The 20150-nt window shown below is 68.2% G+C and carries 17 protein-coding genes; 9 read left to right on the top strand and 8 right to left on the bottom strand.

Annotated features, from left to right (window positions below):
- Window positions 1-15 precede the first annotated feature (15 nt).
- Window positions 16-753: a hypothetical protein gene (locus OX460_RS05860; protein ID WP_289898028.1), complete on the top strand. Its 738-nt coding sequence runs from the start codon at window positions 16-18 to the stop codon at window positions 751-753.
- Here OX460_RS05860 and OX460_RS05855 read toward each other — a convergent pair.
- From OX460_RS05855 to OX460_RS05830, 6 genes are read right to left on the bottom strand one after another with little or no spacing between them, the layout of a single operon-like run.
- Window positions 740-1438, bottom strand: a complete 699-nt coding sequence (locus tag OX460_RS05855; protein WP_289898027.1) for a tetratricopeptide repeat protein — start codon at window positions 1436-1438, stop codon at window positions 740-742. The genes OX460_RS05860 and OX460_RS05855 overlap by 14 nt on opposite strands.
- Window positions 1435-2712, bottom strand: coding sequence for a glycosyltransferase (locus OX460_RS05850; protein ID WP_289898026.1), 1278 nt, complete (start codon window positions 2710-2712; stop codon window positions 1435-1437). Before OX460_RS05850 ends, OX460_RS05855 begins: the two co-directional genes overlap by 4 nt.
- The gene (locus tag OX460_RS05845; protein WP_289898025.1) at window positions 2706-3599 is read right to left on the bottom strand and encodes a hydrolase 1, exosortase A system-associated; all 894 of its coding nucleotides are present in this window, start codon (window positions 3597-3599) and stop codon (window positions 2706-2708) included. Before OX460_RS05845 ends, OX460_RS05850 begins: the two co-directional genes overlap by 7 nt.
- Entirely contained in the window at window positions 3596-4456 is an 861-nt protein-coding gene (locus OX460_RS05840; RefSeq protein ID WP_289898024.1) for a hydrolase 2, exosortase A system-associated, read from the bottom strand. The genes OX460_RS05845 and OX460_RS05840 overlap by 4 nt, the downstream gene beginning before the upstream one ends.
- Complete coding sequence (locus OX460_RS05835; protein WP_289898023.1) at window positions 4453-4698, bottom strand: phosphopantetheine-binding protein; 246 nt, start codon at window positions 4696-4698, stop codon at window positions 4453-4455. The genes OX460_RS05840 and OX460_RS05835 overlap by 4 nt, the downstream gene beginning before the upstream one ends.
- The gene (locus tag OX460_RS05830) at window positions 4677-5432 is read right to left on the bottom strand and encodes a hypothetical protein (protein WP_289898022.1); all 756 of its coding nucleotides are present in this window, start codon (window positions 5430-5432) and stop codon (window positions 4677-4679) included. The genes OX460_RS05835 and OX460_RS05830 overlap by 22 nt, the downstream gene beginning before the upstream one ends.
- Before the next feature lie 186 nt (window positions 5433-5618).
- On the opposite strand from OX460_RS05830, the gene OX460_RS05825 reads away from it, so the two are divergent.
- From OX460_RS05825 to OX460_RS05815, 3 genes are read left to right on the top strand one after another with little or no spacing between them, the layout of a single operon-like run.
- Entirely contained in the window at window positions 5619-7226 is a 1608-nt protein-coding gene (locus tag OX460_RS05825; RefSeq protein ID WP_289898021.1) for an acyl-CoA ligase (AMP-forming), exosortase A system-associated, read from the top strand.
- Entirely contained in the window at window positions 7223-8479 is a 1257-nt protein-coding gene (locus OX460_RS05820) for a pyridoxal-dependent decarboxylase, exosortase A system-associated (RefSeq protein WP_289898020.1), read from the top strand. The genes OX460_RS05825 and OX460_RS05820 overlap by 4 nt, the downstream gene beginning before the upstream one ends.
- Window positions 8476-10443 (top strand): asparagine synthase-related protein, encoded by a 1968-nt coding sequence (locus OX460_RS05815; protein ID WP_289898019.1) that lies wholly within the window; start codon window positions 8476-8478, stop codon window positions 10441-10443. Before OX460_RS05820 ends, OX460_RS05815 begins: the two co-directional genes overlap by 4 nt.
- Here the strand turns inward: OX460_RS05815 and OX460_RS05810 are convergent.
- Both OX460_RS05810 and OX460_RS05805 read right to left on the bottom strand, forming a co-directional pair.
- The gene (locus OX460_RS05810) at window positions 10352-11287 is read right to left on the bottom strand and encodes a polysaccharide deacetylase family protein (protein ID WP_289898018.1); all 936 of its coding nucleotides are present in this window, start codon (window positions 11285-11287) and stop codon (window positions 10352-10354) included. The two genes, OX460_RS05815 and OX460_RS05810, sit on opposite strands and share 92 nt — an antisense overlap.
- The gene (locus OX460_RS05805) at window positions 11284-12570 is read right to left on the bottom strand and encodes a putative O-glycosylation ligase, exosortase A system-associated (protein WP_289898017.1); all 1287 of its coding nucleotides are present in this window, start codon (window positions 12568-12570) and stop codon (window positions 11284-11286) included. The genes OX460_RS05810 and OX460_RS05805 overlap by 4 nt, the downstream gene beginning before the upstream one ends.
- A gap of 152 nt (window positions 12571-12722) precedes the next feature.
- Here OX460_RS05805 and OX460_RS05800 point away from each other — a divergent pair, with 152 nt between their 5' ends.
- The 5 genes from OX460_RS05800 to OX460_RS05780 are packed head-to-tail and all read left to right on the top strand — an operon-like array spanning window position 12723 to window position 20131.
- Entirely contained in the window at window positions 12723-14807 is a 2085-nt protein-coding gene (locus OX460_RS05800) for a glycosyltransferase (RefSeq protein WP_289898016.1), read from the top strand.
- Between the two features lie 15 nt (window positions 14808-14822).
- Window positions 14823-16295, top strand: coding sequence for a lipopolysaccharide biosynthesis protein (locus OX460_RS05795; RefSeq protein WP_289898015.1), 1473 nt, complete (start codon window positions 14823-14825; stop codon window positions 16293-16295).
- 2 nt (window positions 16296-16297) lie between these two features.
- Window positions 16298-17371, top strand: coding sequence for a glycosyltransferase family 4 protein (locus OX460_RS05790; RefSeq protein ID WP_289898014.1), 1074 nt, complete (start codon window positions 16298-16300; stop codon window positions 17369-17371).
- Window positions 17361-18938 (top strand): MBOAT family O-acyltransferase, encoded by a 1578-nt coding sequence (locus OX460_RS05785; protein WP_289898013.1) that lies wholly within the window; start codon window positions 17361-17363, stop codon window positions 18936-18938. Before OX460_RS05790 ends, OX460_RS05785 begins: the two co-directional genes overlap by 11 nt.
- A 2-nt stretch (window positions 18939-18940) precedes the next feature.
- A complete protein-coding gene (locus OX460_RS05780; protein ID WP_289898012.1) occupies window positions 18941-20131 on the top strand; it encodes a hypothetical protein in 1191 nt (396 codons plus the stop codon).
- The last annotated feature ends 19 nt before the right edge of the window (window positions 20132-20150 follow it).

Genomic DNA, 20150 nt, shown 5'->3' with positions numbered 1-20150 from the left:
TTCAAGAGGAATCTCATGCCTGAAAACGCTATCCCGCAAGTACCGCAACCGGACGACGCCGTCGTCGGCAAGGAAGCGGGCGCGCGCATGCTGGCTGCGGCCTGCGCCGCGCGCGACGCCTTCTATGCCACCCTGGGCACTGTAGATGCCGACGTGCTGGCGCCCCTCGTCAATCCCGCCTTCATGGGTGGCCCGCGCTGGCCATCGTTGCGCCAGGCGTGGCGCGTGATCCGCCGCGCCGAGTCGATCATTCTCGCCAGCGATGGCTTGAGCGATCCGTTCGAGGATGACGACGACGTGTTCGTCCCGCGCGGCCACCTGCTGGAAGTGTGCATCGAAGCGCCGCTGTCCGCCTTCGACGAGCAGGAAGTGGCGCAATCGTGGCTGTTCGACGTGATTTACCAGGTCAGCCAGAACGTGGCCGATCACGGTTCCATCGATTTGCTGGTGCAGCGCCACGGCAGCGTGTCGATGGTGCTGGACGTGCAGGATGCGCCCAAGGGACTGGAAGACGAAAACGAACAGGTGGGCGTGCTGCTGGCCCAGGGCACGGCCACCATTCCCGCATCCTTCGCCACGCCGTACGGCGAAGTGATGCTGCTCACCGCCACCGTGCTGCAGCCGGCGGAACTGGCGCATATCGGCAATGCCGCCGACAAGGCGCAGTCGCGGCGCGACCTGGCCGCCGCGCTGGCCGCGTCGCCGACGGCGCACCTGAGCGTGGCCGGGCGGCCCGCCGTCATTCCCCGCTAGGCTGTTCGACCGGCGGCACGGCCGGTTCTGTCGCTGCCTTCGGTGCTTCCTTGGCTTCCATGACGGCCGGCGGCGGTTCTTTCCACTTGCCCGCCGCCTTCAGCTTGTTCTTCAGGCCCGGCAAGGGAAAGCCCAGAGCGTAGGCTTTTTGCGCGTGCGCGCTGGCCTTGTCATATTCCTTCTTTTTCACGTACATCAAGCCCAGGTTGTACTGGATGGTGGCCTGGTCGGGCGCCAGGCGGCTGGCAGCGTCCAGCTGCTCCAGCGCCGCCGCGTCCTGGCCCGTGGCCAGCAGGTAGCTGCCATACACCATGCGCGCCGTCACGTCGTGCGGCGCGAAGGCGATCGCCCGTTCGAAGTAGCAGTTGACCGTGTAGCGGGCGCCGACGGGCTGCGCGCTTTTCAGCCGCAAGCCGAGTTTTGCCATCGACGCCAGCGCCCGGTGGTGATTCGGGAAGTGCTCCAGCGTGTAGCTGATGTCGCCGCCCAGGCTGGTCGTCATGCCTTGCGTGAGCGTTTCCACGGCGCGCGAAAAATGGAATTTCTCGACCACGGACAGGCCGGAACGGTCTTCCTCGCTCGTGTAGTCGCCGCCCGGCGTGTGCTTGACGTAGGGCGGGCATTCGGCCGCGCCGGCATGGGCGCAGCAGGCGGCGAGGGTGCAGGCAAGCAGGCGATGCTTCATGTCGGGCTCCTGTGACTGACCTGGTCCAGCAAGGCGGCCAGGGCGTTGCTGCGGGCTTGCCGCGATTGCAGGGCGATGGCGGCGGGGCTGGCCAGCGGCGCCTGGCCCTGGCGCGCCAGTTCCAGGAAGCGCAGCAGCGCGCGCGCGCAATCGCCGCTGGAGGCCAGCTGGCCGATGGTGTCGATGCCGCAGTGGCGCAGCTTGGCCGCGCTGTCGCCCGCCGCGTCGGTCAGCGCGAGGATGGGCCGGCGGCAGCGCAGGTATTCATACAGCTTGGCGGGAATCTGCCCGTTGCAATTGGCCGCCTGCAGCAGCAGCAAGCCGTCCGCTGCCTGCATTTCCTGCAGCGCCGCGCCGTGCGGCTGCAAGGGTTCCAGGCGCACCAGGTCGAGGATGGCGTATTTCACCAGCAGGCCCGCCAGCCACGCATCGTGGCCCGTGGCGCGCAGCACCAGCTGGAAATTGCGCGCGTGGAGCACGCCGTCGCGGCGCAGCCGGGCGAGCGCTTCGAACAGCGCTTGCGGATCGCGTTCGGACGGGTAGATCACGCCGCTGTGCAGCAGCAGGAAGCGGCCGCGCCGGCCCGTGCGCTCATGGCCGCCGTCATGCGCATAGCCGTCTTCATCGTAACCGTTCTCGATCAGGTGGAAACGCTCGCGCGCCACCTGCGCCAGACGCCGCTGGTGCGCCGCGATGGCGCCCGGCGTGGTGCAGACGATGGCCGCGCTGCGCGCCGCGATGCGCTGTTCGATCCACGCATGCATGCGGTGCAGGCGCGGCTCGGGCGGATACGGCGCCTGCGGGTCGCTGTCGTCGAGCATCGGGTCGCGCTGGTCGGCGATCCACGGCAGGCCGCTGAGTTTTTGCAGGGTCAGCGCGATCAAATGCGCCGTGGCGATCGGGTATGTCGACCAGATGGCGTCGGGACGGTAGGCGCGGATCATGCGCAGGCCGGCCGGCACGGCGCTCAGCCACCAGGAACTCCAGCGGTCGGGCAGCGCCAGGCAGCGCGGATAGCGCCCGCCGATGGCGAAATGGCGCGCCGCGTCCAGCGCCAGGGTGCGCCGCACGGTGGCTTGCGTGGCGGCCTGCGCCAGTTGCGTATCGCCCCGCTGCGCATACGCGCTGGCGCCGGGGCTGAGCACGAGCGGCTGCCAGCCGCAGTCGGGCAAATGGCGCGCAAAGCCCAGGGTGCGCAAGATGCCGCTGCCGCCTGCCAGGGGCGGAAAATGGTAGGCGACCATCAGCACCCGTTTTGGTCGGGCCGCTACCATGACTGCAGCCACCGTGCGCACAGCTGTTCGACCGCGCCGCGCCAGGCGGCGCTGGCAAACGTGTGGTTGGCGCCGTCGACCTGCGCCTGCGTCCATTGCGTGCGGGCGGCCACGGCGCGCCACGCCGCGTCGCCTTCGAGCAGCGCTTGCCACTCGCGCGCGCCCAGGTCGTCGCCGCTGAGGATCAGCAAGACCTTGCCCTGGAATTGCGCCAGCGCCCGCAGCAGGGCCGGCGCGGGCGCGTCGTCTTCCCCCGTTGCCTGCGCCTGCCCCCGCGTGGTGGCCGCCACCTGGCGCAGCGACGCCAGGCTGGCGCCCAGCCGCAGTCCGCCTTTGGCCAGCTTGCGCCAGAAATCGCCTTGCAGCAGGCGCCCCAAGTAATAATGGCGCAAGGTGGCGCGCGCCAGGCCGGCGCTGCTGCGCACCCACGGGTTGAGCAGGACCAGCGCCTTGACGCGCGCGTCGCGCGGCGCATGGCAGGCGGCGGCCGTGGCGCCGTCGCACAAGCCCCACAGCGCCACTTCGCGCAAGGCCGGCACGGCGTCGAAGAATTGCGCCAGCGCCCCGGCGATGTCGGGACCGGCGGCGCGGTAATCGCGCGCGCCGCCCTCGCTGTCGCCCATGCCGCGCAAGTCGAAGCGCAGCACGGGCCAGCCTTGCGCGGCCAGCGCGCGCGCCAGCAGGACGAACTGGCGGTGGCTGCCGATCCGGTACTGCGGCCCGCCCGTGACGATCAGGACGCCGCGCGGGCCAGGCGCGTCGGGCAGGCTGAGGATGCCGGCCAGGCGCGCCTGCGCCTCGCTGTCTTCGGCTGCGCTGCGAAAGCGCAGGGCCAGCTCGCGCACGGCGTGCGCCGCGGGGTGCTGCCGGCTGTCGTCGCGCTTCATGACCGGGACCTTTCCTCGTCGAGCCAGTCGCGGCACAGTTCCCGCGTGGCGTACAGCAGTTGCGGACACGCGAGCAGCTCGCCGCTGTGCCAGAACGGGCCGTCATCGAAGCTGGCCACGTGCACGGCGGCGCCGCGTTTGCGCCATTGCCGCGCCAGCAGCGGCGGCGACCAAGCGTCCTTTTGCTCCGCCGCGCGGTAATCGAGCCAGTAGACGGGCACGCAAGGCAGCAGCGTCGACGCGTTGACACCGTCGATGGCCTGCGCCAGTTCGGGCGCCAGCAGGTAGCCGGCCACTTCCACAGGTTCACCTTCCGCCAGCGCGGCGCGCGCCTGGCCGGGCGCTTCCTGCGAGGCCCCGGCCAGCATGTGGGACGCCAGGCGCAGCCGCAGGAAGCGGTCGATGCTGCGCCGTCCGTCGAGTTCCGGTTGCCATAGCAGCAAGCGCGCCAGGGGCAGCGGCGCGCGGCTGGCGAAATCGAGGGCCAGCAGGGCGCCCAGGCGCAAGCCCCACACGCTCAACGGACCGTCGACGCGCTGCGCCAGCCACGCGCAAGCCAGGTGCAGGTCGTTGTGCCAGATGTCCCAGCGCGCTTCGCCAAAGTCGCCGCTGCTGTCGCCGCAGCCGAACAGGTCGATCTGCAGCACGCTGTAGCCGGCCGCGGCAAAGGCGCGCGCCTGCGCGGCGGCCACGTGGCGGCTCTTGTTCAGCTCTTCCGCGAACGGATGCACGTAGAGGATGCCGCCGCGCGCGGCCTGGCCCGGCGGCGGCAGGTGCAGCAGGCAGTAGCGCTGGCCGCCGCTGGCGGGCAGGAAGAAGGGCAGCAGCGGCAGGGCGTCGAGGGCGGCGCGGTTCATGCCCGCAGCTTTGCAAACACGAAATCGTGCAGGGTGCCCACGGTGGCGAAGTGGCGCGCATGGATGTCGTCGTCGGCGACCACGATGCCGAAATGGTCTTCCAGCGCGGCGATCACGCCGATCACGGCCATCGAGTCGAGTTCCGGCACGCTGCCCAGCAGCGGCGTGTGGGCTTCCAGCATGCGCCCGTTCAAGCCCAGCGTCGTGTCGAGGATGTGCTTTACTGCTTCAAGATGCGGCATGTCAGCTCCAGGGAAGGGTAGTGCGGCAGGGAAGACGTATCGAAGGCCAGGCAGGGCATATCGTCGGGACGGCGCGACAGGTGCAGATACGGCGGCAGGCTGGCGGCCATCGCTTGCCAGCGCCCGCAGCGAATGAAGGTGGCCGTGCCCAGCGCGTGCGTGCCCAGGCGCGCATGGGCGCCCAGCGAGGCGCGGTTGAAGCGCGAGATACGGCTGCACGTCCAGCGCACGCCCTGCGCGTGCAGCACGGCGTTGGCTTCTTCCCACAGGCGCGCGAAGACGAGGCCGCCGCGCCGTTCGGGGTGCACCCACACGTCCAGGTCCCACGACGACTGCTGCGACGCCAGCGCATAGCGGGCGCGCACCTCGTCTTCCTGGCAGCCGTGGCGCAGCAGCCAGATCCAGCCCAGCATGCCCGACGCGTCGCGCGCCACCAGGCATTGCGCGCCTTGCCGGTAGCGCTCGCGCAGGGCGCCGGGCCGGCGCTCGGGACCGGGCGGCAAGTCCGCTTCCGCCAGGCAGGGCGTCACCTTGATCGACTGGCCGCGCCCGCGGCACAGCGAACCGGGCGCCACGGCCTGCGCGACGAATTGATAGCGGTACAGGGCGCAGCGTCCGCCCGTCACCATCGCCAGCAAGCGCGCCACGGCCAGCCAGGCGCTGTCGCGCCAGCCCAGTTGATCGAGGCTGGCGGCCAGCCGTTGCAGCAGGGGAAATTGCGGGGACAGGGCCATGGCGGTAACGGATGGGGCGGCTATGCAGCCAACGCTGTCCATTAGAGCGCAGCGGCCAGCGGCGGTCTTGCGCCGGCTCAAGCTGTGTTGCTGAAACTGTTAATTGATCAAAATCAAGACCGCTGTGGCCGTTTGTCTGAATCATAGGGGAATGCATGGCAATCATGGCAACCCGGGGATAACACGATGGCGACACTGATACACGATCTGATCTTTGAAACGGCGCAGCGCGCGCCGCAGGCGCCGGCCCTGTCGTGGCAGGGAGAGGAAATGCACTATGCCGCGCTGGCGCAATCCGTGCGCGAGGCGGCCTGCACCCTGCTGGCCCTGGGCTTGCAGCGTGGCGCGCGCGTGGCCGTGTACCTGGAAAAACGCCCGGAAAACGTCAGCGCCATGTTTGGCGCGGCGGCGGCCGGCGGCGTGTTCGTGCCCGTCAACCCGCTGCTCAGGCCGGAGCAGGTGGCGTACATCCTGGCCGATTGCAACGTGGACATCCTCGTCACGTCGCGCGAACGCCTGGCGCAGCTGGGCCCCGCGCTGGCCGCCTGTCCGGACTTGCGCACGGTGCTGCTGACGGGCGAAGCACTGCCGGAATCGCGCCTGGGCAAGGTGCGCGTGCTGGCGTGGAGCGCCATGCCCGCCAACGTGGCCGCCGGCGCGCCCGCACCCCGGCCGCATGCGGCGATCGACGCGGACATGGCCGCCATTCTATATACCTCGGGCAGCACGGGGCGGCCGAAAGGCGTGGTGCTGTCGCACCGCAACATGCTGGCGGGCGCGCTCAGCGTGTCGGGCTATTTGCGCAATACGCCGCAAGACCGCATCCTGTGCGTCTTGCCGCTCAGTTTTGATTACGGCCTGAGCCAGCTGACGACGGCGTTTGCCAGCGGCGCCTGCGCCGTGCTGATGAATTATCTGCTGCTGCGCGATATCGTCGAAGCCGTGGAGCAGGAAGCCATCACGGGACTGGCCGCCGTGCCGCCCCTGTGGGTGCAGCTGTCGCAGCTGAGCTGGCCCTTGTCCACGCCCTTGCGCTACATCACCAATTCGGGCGGCGTGATGCAGCGCGCCACGCTCGACCGGTTGCGCCAGTCGCTGCCGCGCGTGCAGGTCTACCTGATGTATGGCTTGACGGAAGCGTTCCGCTCCACCTATCTGGCGCCGGAACAGCTGGAGCGGCGCCCCGATTCCATCGGGCAAGCGATCCCCAACGCGGAAGTGCTGGTGCTGCGCCCGGACGGCAGCGCGTGCGACACGGACGAGCCGGGCGAACTCGTGCACCGCGGCGCGCTGGTGGCGCTCGGCTACTGGAACGATGCGGCGCGCACGGCAGAGCGCTTCAAGCCGCTGCCGCCCCAGGCGAGCGGCCTGGTGCTGCCGGAACTGGCCGTCTGGTCGGGCGACACGGTGCGCCGCGATGCGGACGGCTACCTGTATTTCGTGGGCCGCAGCGATGACATGATCAAGACCTCCGGCTACCGGGTCAGCCCGGCCGAGATCGAGGAAGTCGTGTATGCGAGCGGGCTGGTGGGCGAGGCGGCCGCGCTGGGCTTGCCCCATGCCGTGCTGGGCCAGGCCATCGCCTTGCTCGTCACGCCCGCGCCGGGCGTCGTCTTGCTGCGCGACAGCGTGCTGGCCGCCTGCCGCGCGCGCCTGCCCAGCTATATGGTGCCGCTGTGGGTGGACATCCGCGACGGCGTGTTGCCGCGCAATCCGAACGGCAAGATCGACCGCCCCTTGCTGGCCAGGGAACTGGCACATGCGTATGCGGTCCAATCGGGAGATGCGGCATGAAGGACTTGATACGCTCGAACAATACGGAATTGCCATCGCACCAACCACTGCGCCAGTTCGCAGTGGAAAACGACATGCTGCAGATCGGCGGTGTTTCCCTGCGCCGGCTGGCCCAGCGGGTGGGCAGCACGCCGTTTTACGCCTATGAGCGGGCGCACATCGCGCGGCGCGTGGCGGATTTGCGCGCCGCCTTGCCCGCCGGCGTGCACGTGCATTACGCCATGAAGGCCAACCCCATGCCGGCCGTGGTGCAGTGGCTGGCAGGGCTGGTCGATGGCATCGACGTGGCGTCCGGCGGCGAACTGGCCACCGCGCTCGATACGCCCATGCCTGCCGAATGCATCAGTTTTGCGGGGCCGGGCAAGAGCGACGGGGAACTGGCGCGGGCCGTGGCCGCGGGCGTGCTGGTCAACGTGGAATCGGGCGCCCAGCTGGAACGCCTGGCGCTGGCCAGCGAACGGCTGGGCCTGACTGCCAGGGTGGCCGTGCGCGTGAATCCCGATTTCGCCTTGCGCCGCACGGGCATGCGCATGGGCGGCGGGGCGCAGCCGTTCGGCGTCGATGCGGCCCTGGTGCCGGCGCTGCTGGGGCGCATCGGCCAGCTGGGACTGGATTTTCACGGCTTCCACCTGTATGCGGGTTCGCAAAGCCTGTCGGCGCCAGCCTTGGCCGAAGCGCAGGCGCTCAGCGTGCAACTGGCCCTGCAACTGGCCGACAGCGCGCCGTCGCCCTTGCGCACCCTGAATATCGGCGGCGGCTTCGGCGTACCGTATTTTCCCGGCGACCAGGCGCTGGACCTGGCGCCTGTGGCCGAAGGCTTGCAGCGGCAGCTCGCCATCCTGGCCCAGGAAGCGCCCGGCGCGCGGCTGAACCTGGAACTGGGACGCTATCTGGTGGCCGAGGCGGGCGTGTATGTGTGCAAGGTGCTTGAACGCAAGGTGTCGCATGGGCAGGTATTTCTCGTGACGGATGGCGGCTTGCACCACCACTTGGCCGCGTCCGGCAACTTTGGCCAGCTGATCCGCAAGAATTATCCGGTCGCCATCGGCAACCGGCTGCTGGGCGGGCCGCGCGAAGTGGCGTCCGTCGTGGGGCCGCTGTGCACGCCGCTGGACATGCTGGCCGATCAAATGGAGATGGCGCGCGCCGAGGAGGGCGACCTGGTGGTGGTGTTCCAGTCGGGCGCCTACGGCTTGACGGCCAGCCCGACGGCGTTTCTCGGCCATCCGCTGCCGGCCGAGGTGCTCGTATGAGCGGCCTGTGCGGTTGGCTGGCCGCGCCTGGCGGGGTGGCGCACGGCGCTGCCAGCCTTGCCGGCGCGCAAGGCGGCACGGCATCCGATGGCGCCGTGTCCATAGCGCTGGCAAGCATGGCGGCGCCTCTGTCGCGTTTCGATGGCGCGCCGCTGGCCAGCAGCTTGAGCGAAGTGGGCGGCGTTGCCGTGGCCGCCATCGACGGCAGCCGCCATGTGTATCAGCAAGATGGCTTGCAAGTGGCCCTGTGGGGCCGGCCCGAACTTGACGGTTCGGCCGACGACGTGGCGTGCCGCCTCGCGTCGCTGTGGCTGAGCCGGGGCGTGGCGGCTTGCGCCAGCCTGTCCGGCCCCTTCGCGCTGGCCATCCTCGACGCCTTTTCCGGCTCGGCTTTGCTGGCCGTGGACCGCGCCGGCATGCATCCGCTCAGCTATGCGAACAATGCGCAAGGCTTGTTCTTTGCCTCCTCGGCGGACGCCTTGCTGGCCCATCCGTCCGTGCGGGGCGCGCTCGATCCGCAGGCCCTGTATCACTACCTGTACTTCCACATGGTGCCGGCCCCCGCCACGGCTTACCTGGGTCAGCAGCGCCTGCTGCCCGGCGAATACCTGCATATGCGGGGCGGCAAGCTATGCAAGGGCAGCTATTGGCAGCTGGCCTTCCAGGAGCCGGCGGCGCGCACGCGGGCCACCTTCGCCAGCAACAAGCAGGAATTCCTGCGCCTGCTGCGACTGGCCGTGGAAAGCAGCCTGGGCGCGGATGGGGCGGACACGGGAGCGTTTCTCAGCGGCGGCACGGACAGTTCCACCCTGGCCGCCATCATGGGGCAAGTGACGGGCCGGCCCGCGCGCACGTATTCCATCGGCTTCGACTTTCCCGGCTATGATGAAATGGCGTATGCGCGCCTGGCGGCCAGCCATGCGGGCAGCCTGCACCACGAACGCTATGTGACGCCAGGCGACGTGCTGGCCGCCATCCCCGCCATGGCGGCCATTTTCGACCAGCCTTTCGGCAATGCCTCGGCCATTCCCGCTTACTATTGCGCGCAGATGGCGCGCGAGGATGGCGTGACGCGCTTGCTGGGCGGCGACGGCGGCGATGAACTGTTTGGCGGCAATGCGCGCTATGCGCACCAGGCCTTGCTGTCGCAGTACGAGCGCTTGCCCGTCATCTTGCGCCAGGCCATCATCGAGCCGCTGCTGTTCCGTGAACAGACAGGCAAACCGTGGAGGCTGGGCGACAAGGCGCGCCGCTACATCGAGCAAGCCAGCTTGCCGTTGCCGGCCCGCCTCGACGGCTATAACTTGCTGCTGCGCCATGGCTACCGCACGGTGCTGGAAGCGGGCTTCATCGACACCATCGACCCCGGCATGGCGCCTGGCTGCGTGAATGGCGCGTATTGGGAGCGGCAAGGCCAGGGCTTGAGCCAGATCAATGAGCTGCTGGCCCTGGACATGCGCTTCACCCTGGCCGACAACGACTTGTTCAAGGTGCGCAAGGCGTGCGAGCTGGCCGGCGTGGAAGCGGCGTTTCCCTTCCTGCACGATGCGATGGTGGCGTTTGCCGCGCGCCTGGCGCCGCGGGACAAGCTCGACGGACAAAATTTGCGGCCGTTCTTCAAGCGGGCGCTGGCCGAGATCTTGCCGCCGGCCATCGTGCGCAAGAAAAAGCACGGCTTCGGCTTGCCTTTCGGCCAGTGGCTGCACAGCCACGTGCCGCTGCGCGAGTTTGCCTTCGACAACCTGACGCAGCTGCGCGGGCGCGGCATCGTGCGGCCCGCCTTCATCGACGATCTGCAAGGGCGCTTGCTGGCGGAACACCCGGCCTATCACGGCACCATGGTGTGGCTGCTGCTGATGCTGGAACAGTGGCTCAGCCAGCATCCGGGCGCGCTGGGTGCGCTTGCCGGCGGTTTTGCCGCATGCGCCACAGAAACGCCAGCCGTCCTCGATCCCACGGCGTAAAGCGGGGCAGCTGCAGCAAGTCGAGATCCGCGCCGGGGCGCGCCACGCCCCAGTCCGTCGCGACGGCCGCCTGGAAACCGAGGCGCTTGACCATCGCCACGTGCGGCGCGCCATAATCGCGCCCGGCCTTGCCGTTCGGATAGGCAAACAGGGTGACGGGCGCCTGGACCAGGCTTTCCAGCTGCTGCTTGCCATTCGCGATGTCCAGCTGCGCGGCCCGCTCCGCCAGGGTCGATAGAATCGGATGGCTGGCCGTGTGCCCGCCCAGCGTCATGCCGGCCCCGTGCAGCTGGCGCAGTTGCGCCGTGCTCAGCATGGCTGGCGCGCTTGCCCGGGCGCCAGCCTGGCGGCGGATCTGCATGGCCAGCCGCTGGCGCTGCGCGAAGGGCAGGTATTTGAGCCGGCCCAGCAAGGTGGCGATGGCCGCCTGCCGCTGCGCCAGGGTGGCGATGGGGAAGGTCCCCAATTCCTGTGCGCGCAAGTCCAGCACGGCGCCTGGCGCCTGGCGCACGGCGTCGATCACCGTGTCGTTCCACATCTGTCCCCCGTCCAGGTAGCCCGTGGCGATAAAGAACGTGGCATGCAAGCCGTGGCGCAGCAGCAGCGGCAGGGCGACTTGCGCATTGTCCGCATAGCCGTCGTCGAAAGTGATGCAGGCGGCGCGCGGCGGCAGGCTGCCATCCTGCAGGCGCCGCACGGCATCGCCCAGCGGCAGCGGCGTATAGAAACGCTTTAACAGGCGCAACTGGCGCTGGAACAGGGCCGCATCGACTTCGCCGGGAAACAGCGGGTCGGGCCGCGCCAGCACGCGGTGGTAGATCAGGATGGACAAGGCGGCCGTCATGGCTGCTCCGCGATGGCGGCGCGGGGCTTGGCCTGGCGCGATGTCGGGGCCGGCGCCTGCTGTTCGACGACGATGCGCGTGGCGATCAGGGCGGCCATCAGGTAATACGGCATGTCGAAATACAGCAGGCTGAGGAAGGCGCCGCCCACGGCAAAGCCGATCAGGCTGGCCTGGCTCATGGTGGCCAGGCCGTGCGCCCAGCGCAATTCGGGCTTGCCCCGCGTGCGGCGGATGATGGCGGCCGCCGTGCGCCAGGTGGCGATGCCCAGCGCCAGATAAATCAGCAAGCCGATAAAGCCGTGTTCGCCCAGCGCCTGGAAGTAGATGCTGTGCGCCGCGTGCACATCCATGGGGTTCGGCGCATAGCGGGCGAAGACGGCGGCGTCGGAGACGTCGAAGCCGCCGCCGGAAAAGCGGTCGCGCGCCAGGTTCCAGGCCATGCGCCACGCATTCAGGCGGCCCATGGCAGATTCGTCGTCCTGGTAGGTATTGATGGTGTCCATGCGTTCGGCCCAGCGCTCGGGCATGAAGGCCAGCAACAGCGGCGTGACCGCGGCGAGCAGCGCGCCCAGCACCAGCTTGCGGTCGCTTTTCAGCCACATGAACAGGCCCATGGCGGCGATGGCCAGCAAGCCGCCGCGCGAATACGAGCCCAGCGCGGCGAGGGCCGACAGCAGCATGGCCCCGGACAAGCCGTGGCGCAGCCAGCGTCGGTCCGTGTTTTGCTGCAGATAATACATGAGGGGGATGGTGATGATCAGGGCCAGGGCCAGCGCGTTGTTATCGCCGATAAACGTGTCTTCCGGCCCCCACACCCGTTCCGTGCCGCCGCTGCGGATGGTGAAGATGCCGCCTTTCACGCCGTAATAGCCGATCGAGCCCACCAGCACCCAGACCAGGCGCACGATGTCGCGCCGCGAGCGTATCACCATCATCACGACAAAGCTCATCAGCATGATCTTCATGACCTTGTTCCACTGCACCCACGACGACTGGGGCAGCAGGGCGAACGGCGCCGTCACGTTCATCCACGCGACGAACAGCAGCAGCAGCACGCTGACGGGGGTCAGCGGCAAGTTCTTCGGTTCGCGCGTCATGAGCAGGCCCAGCAGGGTGGCGATGGCGATGATGAAGGCGAACGGCATGTGGGTGGCGAAACCCCAGCCCTGCGTGTGCGGGTTCATGACGCTGACCCAGACCCACATCAGGCCGCCGATGGCCGGCGCCTTCAGGATGAAGGGCAGCGAACCCAGGATGATGACGGTGATCAATATGTCGCGCATGAAGGGGGACGCTCCTGGTGTTGCCCGGCTTGCCAAGGTCTTGATGCCTGTCAACGGGCTGGCGGGCAGGCTCAGTACACTGGTTCAATACCGCCCGGCGTTGTTGAAACTGCTAATCAGTTTTGTCATGGTAAGACCAAGGAGGCATGTCCTTGTTGACCGTTCTCATGGCGACCTACAATGGCGCCGGCACCTTGCCCCAGGTATTGCGCGCCTACATGGGCTTGCAGTCGCCCAGGGGCGGCTGGCGCCTGGTCATCGCCGACAATGGCAGCACCGACGCCACGGCCCGGGTGATCGCCGCCTTTCGCGGCCGCTTGCCCTTGAGCTATATCTACGTGGCGCGGCGCGGCCGCAGTCCCGCCCTGAACGGCGCCGTCGAACACGCCTTGCGCCAAGGGGGCGATGGCGGCGAGCTGTTCGTGTTTGGCGACGACGACGCCATGCCCTCATCCGACTGGTTGTGCCGCTTGCAGGACAGCGCGCGCGCCCACCCCGGCTACGCCCTGTTCGGCGGCGCCATCGTGCCCGCCTGGCGCGAGCAACCGGAGGAGTGGCTGCTGCGCCTGACGCCCGTCGGCTTGACGTGGGGCATCACCAGCGCCGATTTGCGCGACGCCCCCATCTATCCTGGTCTCGTCTGGGGCGCCAACATGGCGATACGCCGCCGCATCTTCGAGGCGGGCGCCCGCTATGACGAAAGCATCGGCCCGCAGGGCGCCAATTACGCCATGGGCAGCGAAACCCGGCTCAACCTGGAGATGCATGCGGCCGGCAACCCATCCTGGTTCTGTCCGCGGGCGCAAGTGGCGCACATCATCCGCGCCCCGCAAGTGCGGCGCGCCTGGATACTGCGCCGCGCCATGCTGTTCGGCCGGGGACAATGCCGGCTGGCGACCTTCGCCCCCAGCGTGGAGTTATTCGGCGTGCCGCGCTGGATGCTGGGCAGATATGTGCGCGATACCCTGGGCGCCGTGCGGGCCTGGCTGCGGCGCGACCACGCCGACCTGTTCCTGCGCCAGTGGGAACGGGCCTGGCTGCGCGGTTTCTTCCACGAAGCGTGGCGGGGACGGCGCAAACGCTTGCCGCGCATCGTCATCAGCAGTTATTCGGGCGAGCTGGGCGGCATGGAACTGCGCATGGCGCAAGAGGCGAAGATGCTGGGCGCGAATGGTTATGACAGCGTGCTGGCCCTGCGGCGCTTTCCCGGTTTCAGCCAGTGGGCGCAAGGCTTGCGCGCGCAGCAGTTGCAGGTGCGCGTGTATGAGCCTCCCTTGTTTCTCGAACACTGGGCCTGGCGGCGCTGGAACTGGCTGCGCGCCAGGCTCACGGGCGCGTGGCGGCTGCGGCGGCTGCGGCCCGACATCGTCCACGTGGCGTTTTGCTGGACCAGCTATGGCGCTTCCATCCTGTGGCTGGCCCGGCAATGCCGGCTGCCGGCCGTGATCAGCGTGCACAATGCGTTTCCCCTGGAACCGTTCAGCGACTGGCAGCGGCCCCGGCTGCAGGAAGCGTTTCGCGCCGTCAAGGGCGTGTATGCCGTGTCGGCCTCGTCCATGCAGCATTTCCTCGACCTGTACCGCGACATGCTGGCGCCGGAAACGCGGCTGGCCGTGATTCCCAACGGCGTCGATACGGAGACCTTCATCGTTTCGCCGGAACGGAGAATGCTGGCGCGCAAGCAGCTGGGGCTGCCGCTGGACGCGCTCGTGCTCGGCTGCGTGGCGCGGCTGTCGGCACAGAAGCGCCCGCAAGCGCTGCTGGCCCTGTTCGCCCGCCTGGCGCCCCGGTTTCCCAATTTGTATGTAGTACTCGTGGGCACGGGGCCGCTGGACGCCATGCTGCGGCTGCAGGCGCAACAGACTGGCTTGCAGGACAGGGTCGTGTTTGCCGGTTTCCAGCAGCGCGTCGAATGGCTGATGCCGGCCTTCGACCTGCATGTGTTGCTGAGCAAGAACGAGGGTTTCGGCATCGCCACCATCGAAGCGATGGCGTGCGGCGTGCCGGCCGTGGGGACGGATGTGCCGGGCACCCACGATATCCTGCATGACAGCGCCGGCGGCTTGCTGCTGCCGCTGGACGACGAGCACGCCGCCTGCGCGGCCGTGGCGCAGCTGCTGCTGGATGCGCCACGGCGCGCCCGCATGGGACGGCTGGCGCGCGAAGAAACCGTGCAGCGCTATTCGATGCCGCGCCTGGAGCGCCAGCTGCGCCAGTTCTATGCCGGCCTCGTGTAGGCGCCGGTCACGGGGATGAATGCCACCCGCCATTCGTTTTTCTTTTCCTTCGCCGAAAAATACACGGTGCTGTTGCTGGGCATCATCGCCACCATGGTGCTGTCCCGCCTGCTGACGCCGGCCGAAGTGGGCGTGTATTCGCTGGGCGCCGTGCTGGTGGCCCTGGCGCAAGTGGTGCGCGACTTTGGCGTGGGGCAATACCTGATCCAGGAAAAGCAGCTCGATGCCGTGAAATTGCGGGCCGCGCTGGCCACCAGCCTGCTCGTCGCCTGGCTGCTGGCGGGCGTGGTGCTGCTGGCCAGCGCGCCGCTCGCGCAATTCTATGGCGAACCGCGGCTGACCCTCGTGCTGCGCCTGCTGGCCATCAATTTTGTCTTGATCCCGTTCAGCGCGCTGACCTTGCCGATGTTGCGCCGGCAACTGCGCTTTCGCGCCATCTACGCCATCAATGCGGCCAATAGCGCCGTCAACCTGCTGGTGGCCGTGCTGCTGGCGCTGCAGGGCTGCAGTTACATGAGCATGGTGTGGGCGGCGCTGGCCGGTTCCTGCGCCTCGCTGCTGGTGAGCCTGCTGGTGCGTCCCAAGGAGCTGCCGTGGCTGCCTGGACGACGCGGCATGGGCGATATCGGCCGTTTTGGCGCGTATGCGACGGGAGGCGGTCTCGTCGACGAGGCGGGCGTGGCGGCGCCGGACCTGATCATCGGCAAGCTGATCGGCATTGAAAGCCTGGCCCTGTTCGGCAAGGCGCAAAGCGTGCTCAATATCTTCAACCAGGCCATCACCAGCGCCATTTCTCCCGTCGTGTTTCCCCTGTTCGCGGCGCGTGCCCGCGGGGAAGGGGGGCAGGGCGGGGCGGAACTCGTGTATCTGCGCACGATCAGTTACATGACGGCGCTGGCCTGGCCGTTCTTTCTCTTTCTCGCCTGCATGGCTTTGCCCCTGGTCAAGGTGGTGTATGGCTCGCAATGGCTAGGCTGTGTGCCCTTGATCCGCATCATGTGCCTGTCCTCGGCCGTGTATAGCATGTTCAGCATGGCCCGCTACCTGTTCGTGGCGACGGGCCAGCTGCAGGCGCAAGTGCGGCTCGATGCCTGCGCCGGCGGCATCAAGGTGGCGCTGCTGCTGGCCGCGGCGCCGTTCGGCCTGGTGGCCGTGGCCTGGGCCGTGGTGCTCAGCAACGTGCTGCGCAGCTGGCTGAACTACGGCTGTCTGCGGCGCTTGAGCGCCCTGGACTGGCGCATCCTGGCGCGGGCTTTGCGCAAGAGCCTGCTGCTCTGCGGCGTCAGTAGTGTCGCGCCCGTCGCTGCGCTGCTGTGGCTGCCCATGGACACGCCGGCGCTGCTGGCGCTGGCGGGCACGGCGCTCGTCACCTTGCTGTGCTGGCTGGCGGGGATTTTCCTGTTGCAGCATGAGCTGGCCGGAGAATTTTTGTTATTGCAACGCAAGCTGGCGGGACGCTGGCTGGCAGTCAAATGGACGAAAGGATGACCATGCGTGTCGGTATCTTGTCCTACCCGATGCTGTTCCAGCGCGACGGCGGCTTGCAGATCCAGGTACGCGAAACCATTGCCGCGCTGAACCGGCTGCCCCAACTGCCGGCGCGTCCCCTGGCCGTGCAGCTGGTCGACGCCAACCATCAGCGGCTGGCCGATTTCGACGTGCTGCACGTGTTTTCGGCGAGCAATGGCACCTACCGCATCATGGAAATGGCCAGCGAGCAAGGCGTGCCCGTGGTGCTGTCGCCGCTGCTGTCGCCGGGCTGGGGCCGGGCCAGCGCCTGGCGCGCGCGGCTGGCCGACCGGCTGGCGGGGCGCCTGACGGAGTGGATGGTACAGACGAGCTATGCGCAGACGCGGCGCGCCCTGCAGCTGGCCGACGTGGTGATTGCCCTGGGCGAGGCCGAGCGCGACGCCATCGTGCACGGTTTCGGCATGCCGGCGCAAGCCATCCGCGTCTTGCCGAACGGGATCAACCCGCATTTCTTCACGGCCAACGGCGACCTGTTCCTGCGCGAGACGGGCATCGCGGGGCCGTTCGTGCTGATGGTGGGCAGCATTTCGCCGTATAAAAACCAGCTGGGGCTGGCCCAGGCGCTGGCGGGCGCCGGCTTGCCCCTGGTGCTGATCGGCGCCGCGCCGCGCGAACAGCAAGCGTATCTGCAGCAATTGCTGGACTTGCCGCACGTCAGCTGGCTCGGCGCACTCGACCACGCTGACCCGCTGCTGGCCAGCGCCTACCATGCGGCGGCCGTGGCGGCCTTGCCCAGCCAGGGCGAAGTGTTTCCCTTGAGCGTGCTCGAAGCGCTGGCGGCCGGCACGCCCGTCGTCATGACGGCGCAAAGCGCGCTGGACTTGCCCGATTCCGCGTTTGCGCTGCGCAAGGTGCGCTGGGACGATGGCGCCGCGCAGCGCCAGGCCATCCTCGCATTGCTGGCGCTGCCCCCCGGACGCGCCCGCGTGCAAGCGCTGGTGGAGCGTTTTACGTGGGAACGGGTGGCGGCGCAGATCGCCGAGTGCTACTACCAGGCGCAATCGCTGCCTGCCAGGAGGCAACATGCTGTTTAATTCCTTCGCCTTCCTGTTCGGCTATCTGCCCATCGTGCTGGCCGGCTATTTTCTGCTGGACCGCTGGGCCACCGCCGGCGCCTCCGCCAGCTGGCGCCGCCTGGCGCCGGCCACTTGGCTGGCCGGCGCATCGCTGTTCTTCTATGCCTGGTGGGACGTGCGCTACCTGCCGCTGCTGCTGGCATCCATCTGCGTCAATTACGGCGCCGGGCGCCTGATCGGCGCGCGCGCAGGCGCGGCCCGCAAGCGCGTGCTGCTGGCGGCGCTGGCGCTGAACCTGGGCTTGCTCGCCTACTATAAATATGCGAACTTCTTCATCGACAGCGTGAATGCCGTCGCCGGGCTTGCTGGTGCCGGTGCTGGCGCTGGCAGCCTGCCGTGGTCCGGCCTCGACATCATCCTGCCGATCGGCATCTCGTTCTTTACCTTCACGCAGATCGCCTTCCTCGTTGATTGCTACCGGGGCGAGGTGCGCGAATACCGTTTCATCCATTACGTGCTGTTCGTCAGCTACTTTCCGCACCTGATCGCCGGACCCGTGCTGCACCACCGCGACATGATGCCGCAATTCGCCGACCCGGCCAACGCCCACCCGCGCGCAGCCAATTTCGCCATCGGCCTGTCGATCTTTACCATCGGCCTGGCAAAAAAAGTGCTGATCGCCGACAACTTGTCGCCGCTGGCCATCCCCGTCTTCGCGGCCGGCGCCACGCCCACCCTGATCGAAGCGTGGATCGGCGTGCTGGCCTACACTTTCCAGCTGTATTTCGACTTTTCCGGCTATTCCGACATGGCCATCGGCCTGTCGCGCCTGTTCGGCGTGAAATTGCCGCTGAACTTCAATTCGCCGTACAAGGCCGCCAATATCGCCGACTTCTGGCGCCGCTGGCACATGACCTTGTCGCGTTTCCTGCGCGACTATCTGTATATTCCGCTGGGCGGCAGCCGGCGCGGCGAGGCCATGCGCTACCGCAACCTGATGCTGACCATGCTGCTGGGCGGCCTGTGGCACGGCGCCGGCTGGACCTTCGTCATCTGGGGCGGCTTGCACGGCCTGTACCTGGTGCTGCAGCAGGCGTGGCAGCGGGTCTTCGGCGCGGCGCGGGCGTACCGCTGGCTGCGCTGGTGGCCTGGCTTGTTGACCTTTCTTGCCGTCATGCTGGCCTGGATCTTTTTCCGTGCGCCCGACGTGGCCACGGCCTGGGATATCGCGGGCGCGCTGGTGGGCGCGAACGGCGTGAGCCTGCCGCGCGGCCTGGCCAGCCATGGGGCCAGCCTGGCGCAGTGGGGCCTGCATCCCGCGTTCGACGGCATCCGCTGGATCGAACTGGCGGGACCGGGCTTGCCCGTGCTGCTGGCGGCGATGCTGCTGGCCTTCAAGGCGCCGAATACGCAAGAAATATTCTTTCTCTACGAGCCCGCCATTGAAAGAATCTTTCAGCCGGCAGGGCGCTGGGCCTTCAGCTGGCGCCCCACGCGCCGCTGGAGCGTGGGTTTCGCCGCGCTGTTCATCGCCTGCATCTTCGGCATGAACCGGGTCACCGAGTTTCTCTATTTCCAGTTCTGAACATGGACACCGCCGCCCGCCATTACCTCACCGGCTTTTTCGCCTGCGTCGGCCTGGTGCTGGGCGCCGTCTCCTTGCTCAATTACCAGGTCGACCCCTATCTGCTGCACCAGTGGGACAGTCCCTTGCTGCAGCGCCCGCGCCAGCTCAATGAAAAGCTGGGCGCCTGGGCCAAGACGTATGCCGTGGCGCGCTACCGTCCCGCCGTCATCTACATCGGCAATTCGCGCACGGAACTGGGCTTGCCGACGGGCGTGCGCGCCTTGTTCGACGGCAAGAGCGTCTTCAACAGCGCCGTGTCCGGCGCCTCGATCGGCGACGCCATCCGCCTGGCCGAGCATGCGGCCAGGGTCAGCCGCGTCGAGACCATGGTGTGGGGCGTCGACGCGCCCACTTTTTCCCTGGACATGGGCGCGGCGCGGGTGGAAGACAGCCTGACGGGCGCCGAGCACGGCTTTTTCGCCCGGCGCGCTCTGGTCAACCTGAAGCGGGGCCTGACCCTGGACATGACGGAAGACAGCGTGCGCATCCTCACGGGCAAGGCCGGCGACGTCTGCCGCTCCAACCTGGCCTTGTACGGGCAGCGCGACGAGACGTGCACCCGCAAGGGCATGCGGCACTGGCTGGGAACGAAGGACGCCATTCCCGTGCGGCTGCAGGAATTCGGCGACGGACTGGGGCCGACGCCGCCCTCGACACTGGCGCTCGACGCCAGCATCGGCAAGTTGTGCCGCAGTGGCCTGCGCCTGCGCCTGTACATCAACCCCACGCACGCGCTGACCTTGTACGCGCTGCACTGGCGCGGCAAGTGGGATGCCATGCAAGTCTGGCAGCGGGGACTGGTGCAGCTCGTCGAGCGCCACCGCCTGCACGGCTGCGACGTGCGCCTGCATGATTTTTCCGGCTTCAACAGCATCACGACGGAAGCGACCCCGCTCGTCAGCGGCAAGCCCGACATGCATTATTACTGGGAAGTGTCGCACTACCGGGACAATGTGGGCCGTTTGATCCTGGCGCGCCTGTTCGGCGGCGACACGCCGCCGCCGGCCGATTTCGGCGTGGAGCTGACGCAGGCCAACGTCGACGACCACCAGGAGGCCATGCGCGCGGCGCGCGACCGCTATGGCGTGGAACACGCGCGCGAGGCGGCCTATGCGCGGCGGGTGCTGGACGGACCGCTGATCCGGCGCTGAACGCCATTTCTCTACTCAT

This window comes from Janthinobacterium sp. SUN033 (genome assembly GCF_030397595.1).
GTDB classification, from domain to species: Bacteria; Pseudomonadota; Gammaproteobacteria; order Burkholderiales; family Burkholderiaceae_D; genus Janthinobacterium; species Janthinobacterium kumbetense.
Note: the sequence above shows the minus strand (reverse complement) of the source record. Positions and strands in the feature narration are given on the sequence as shown.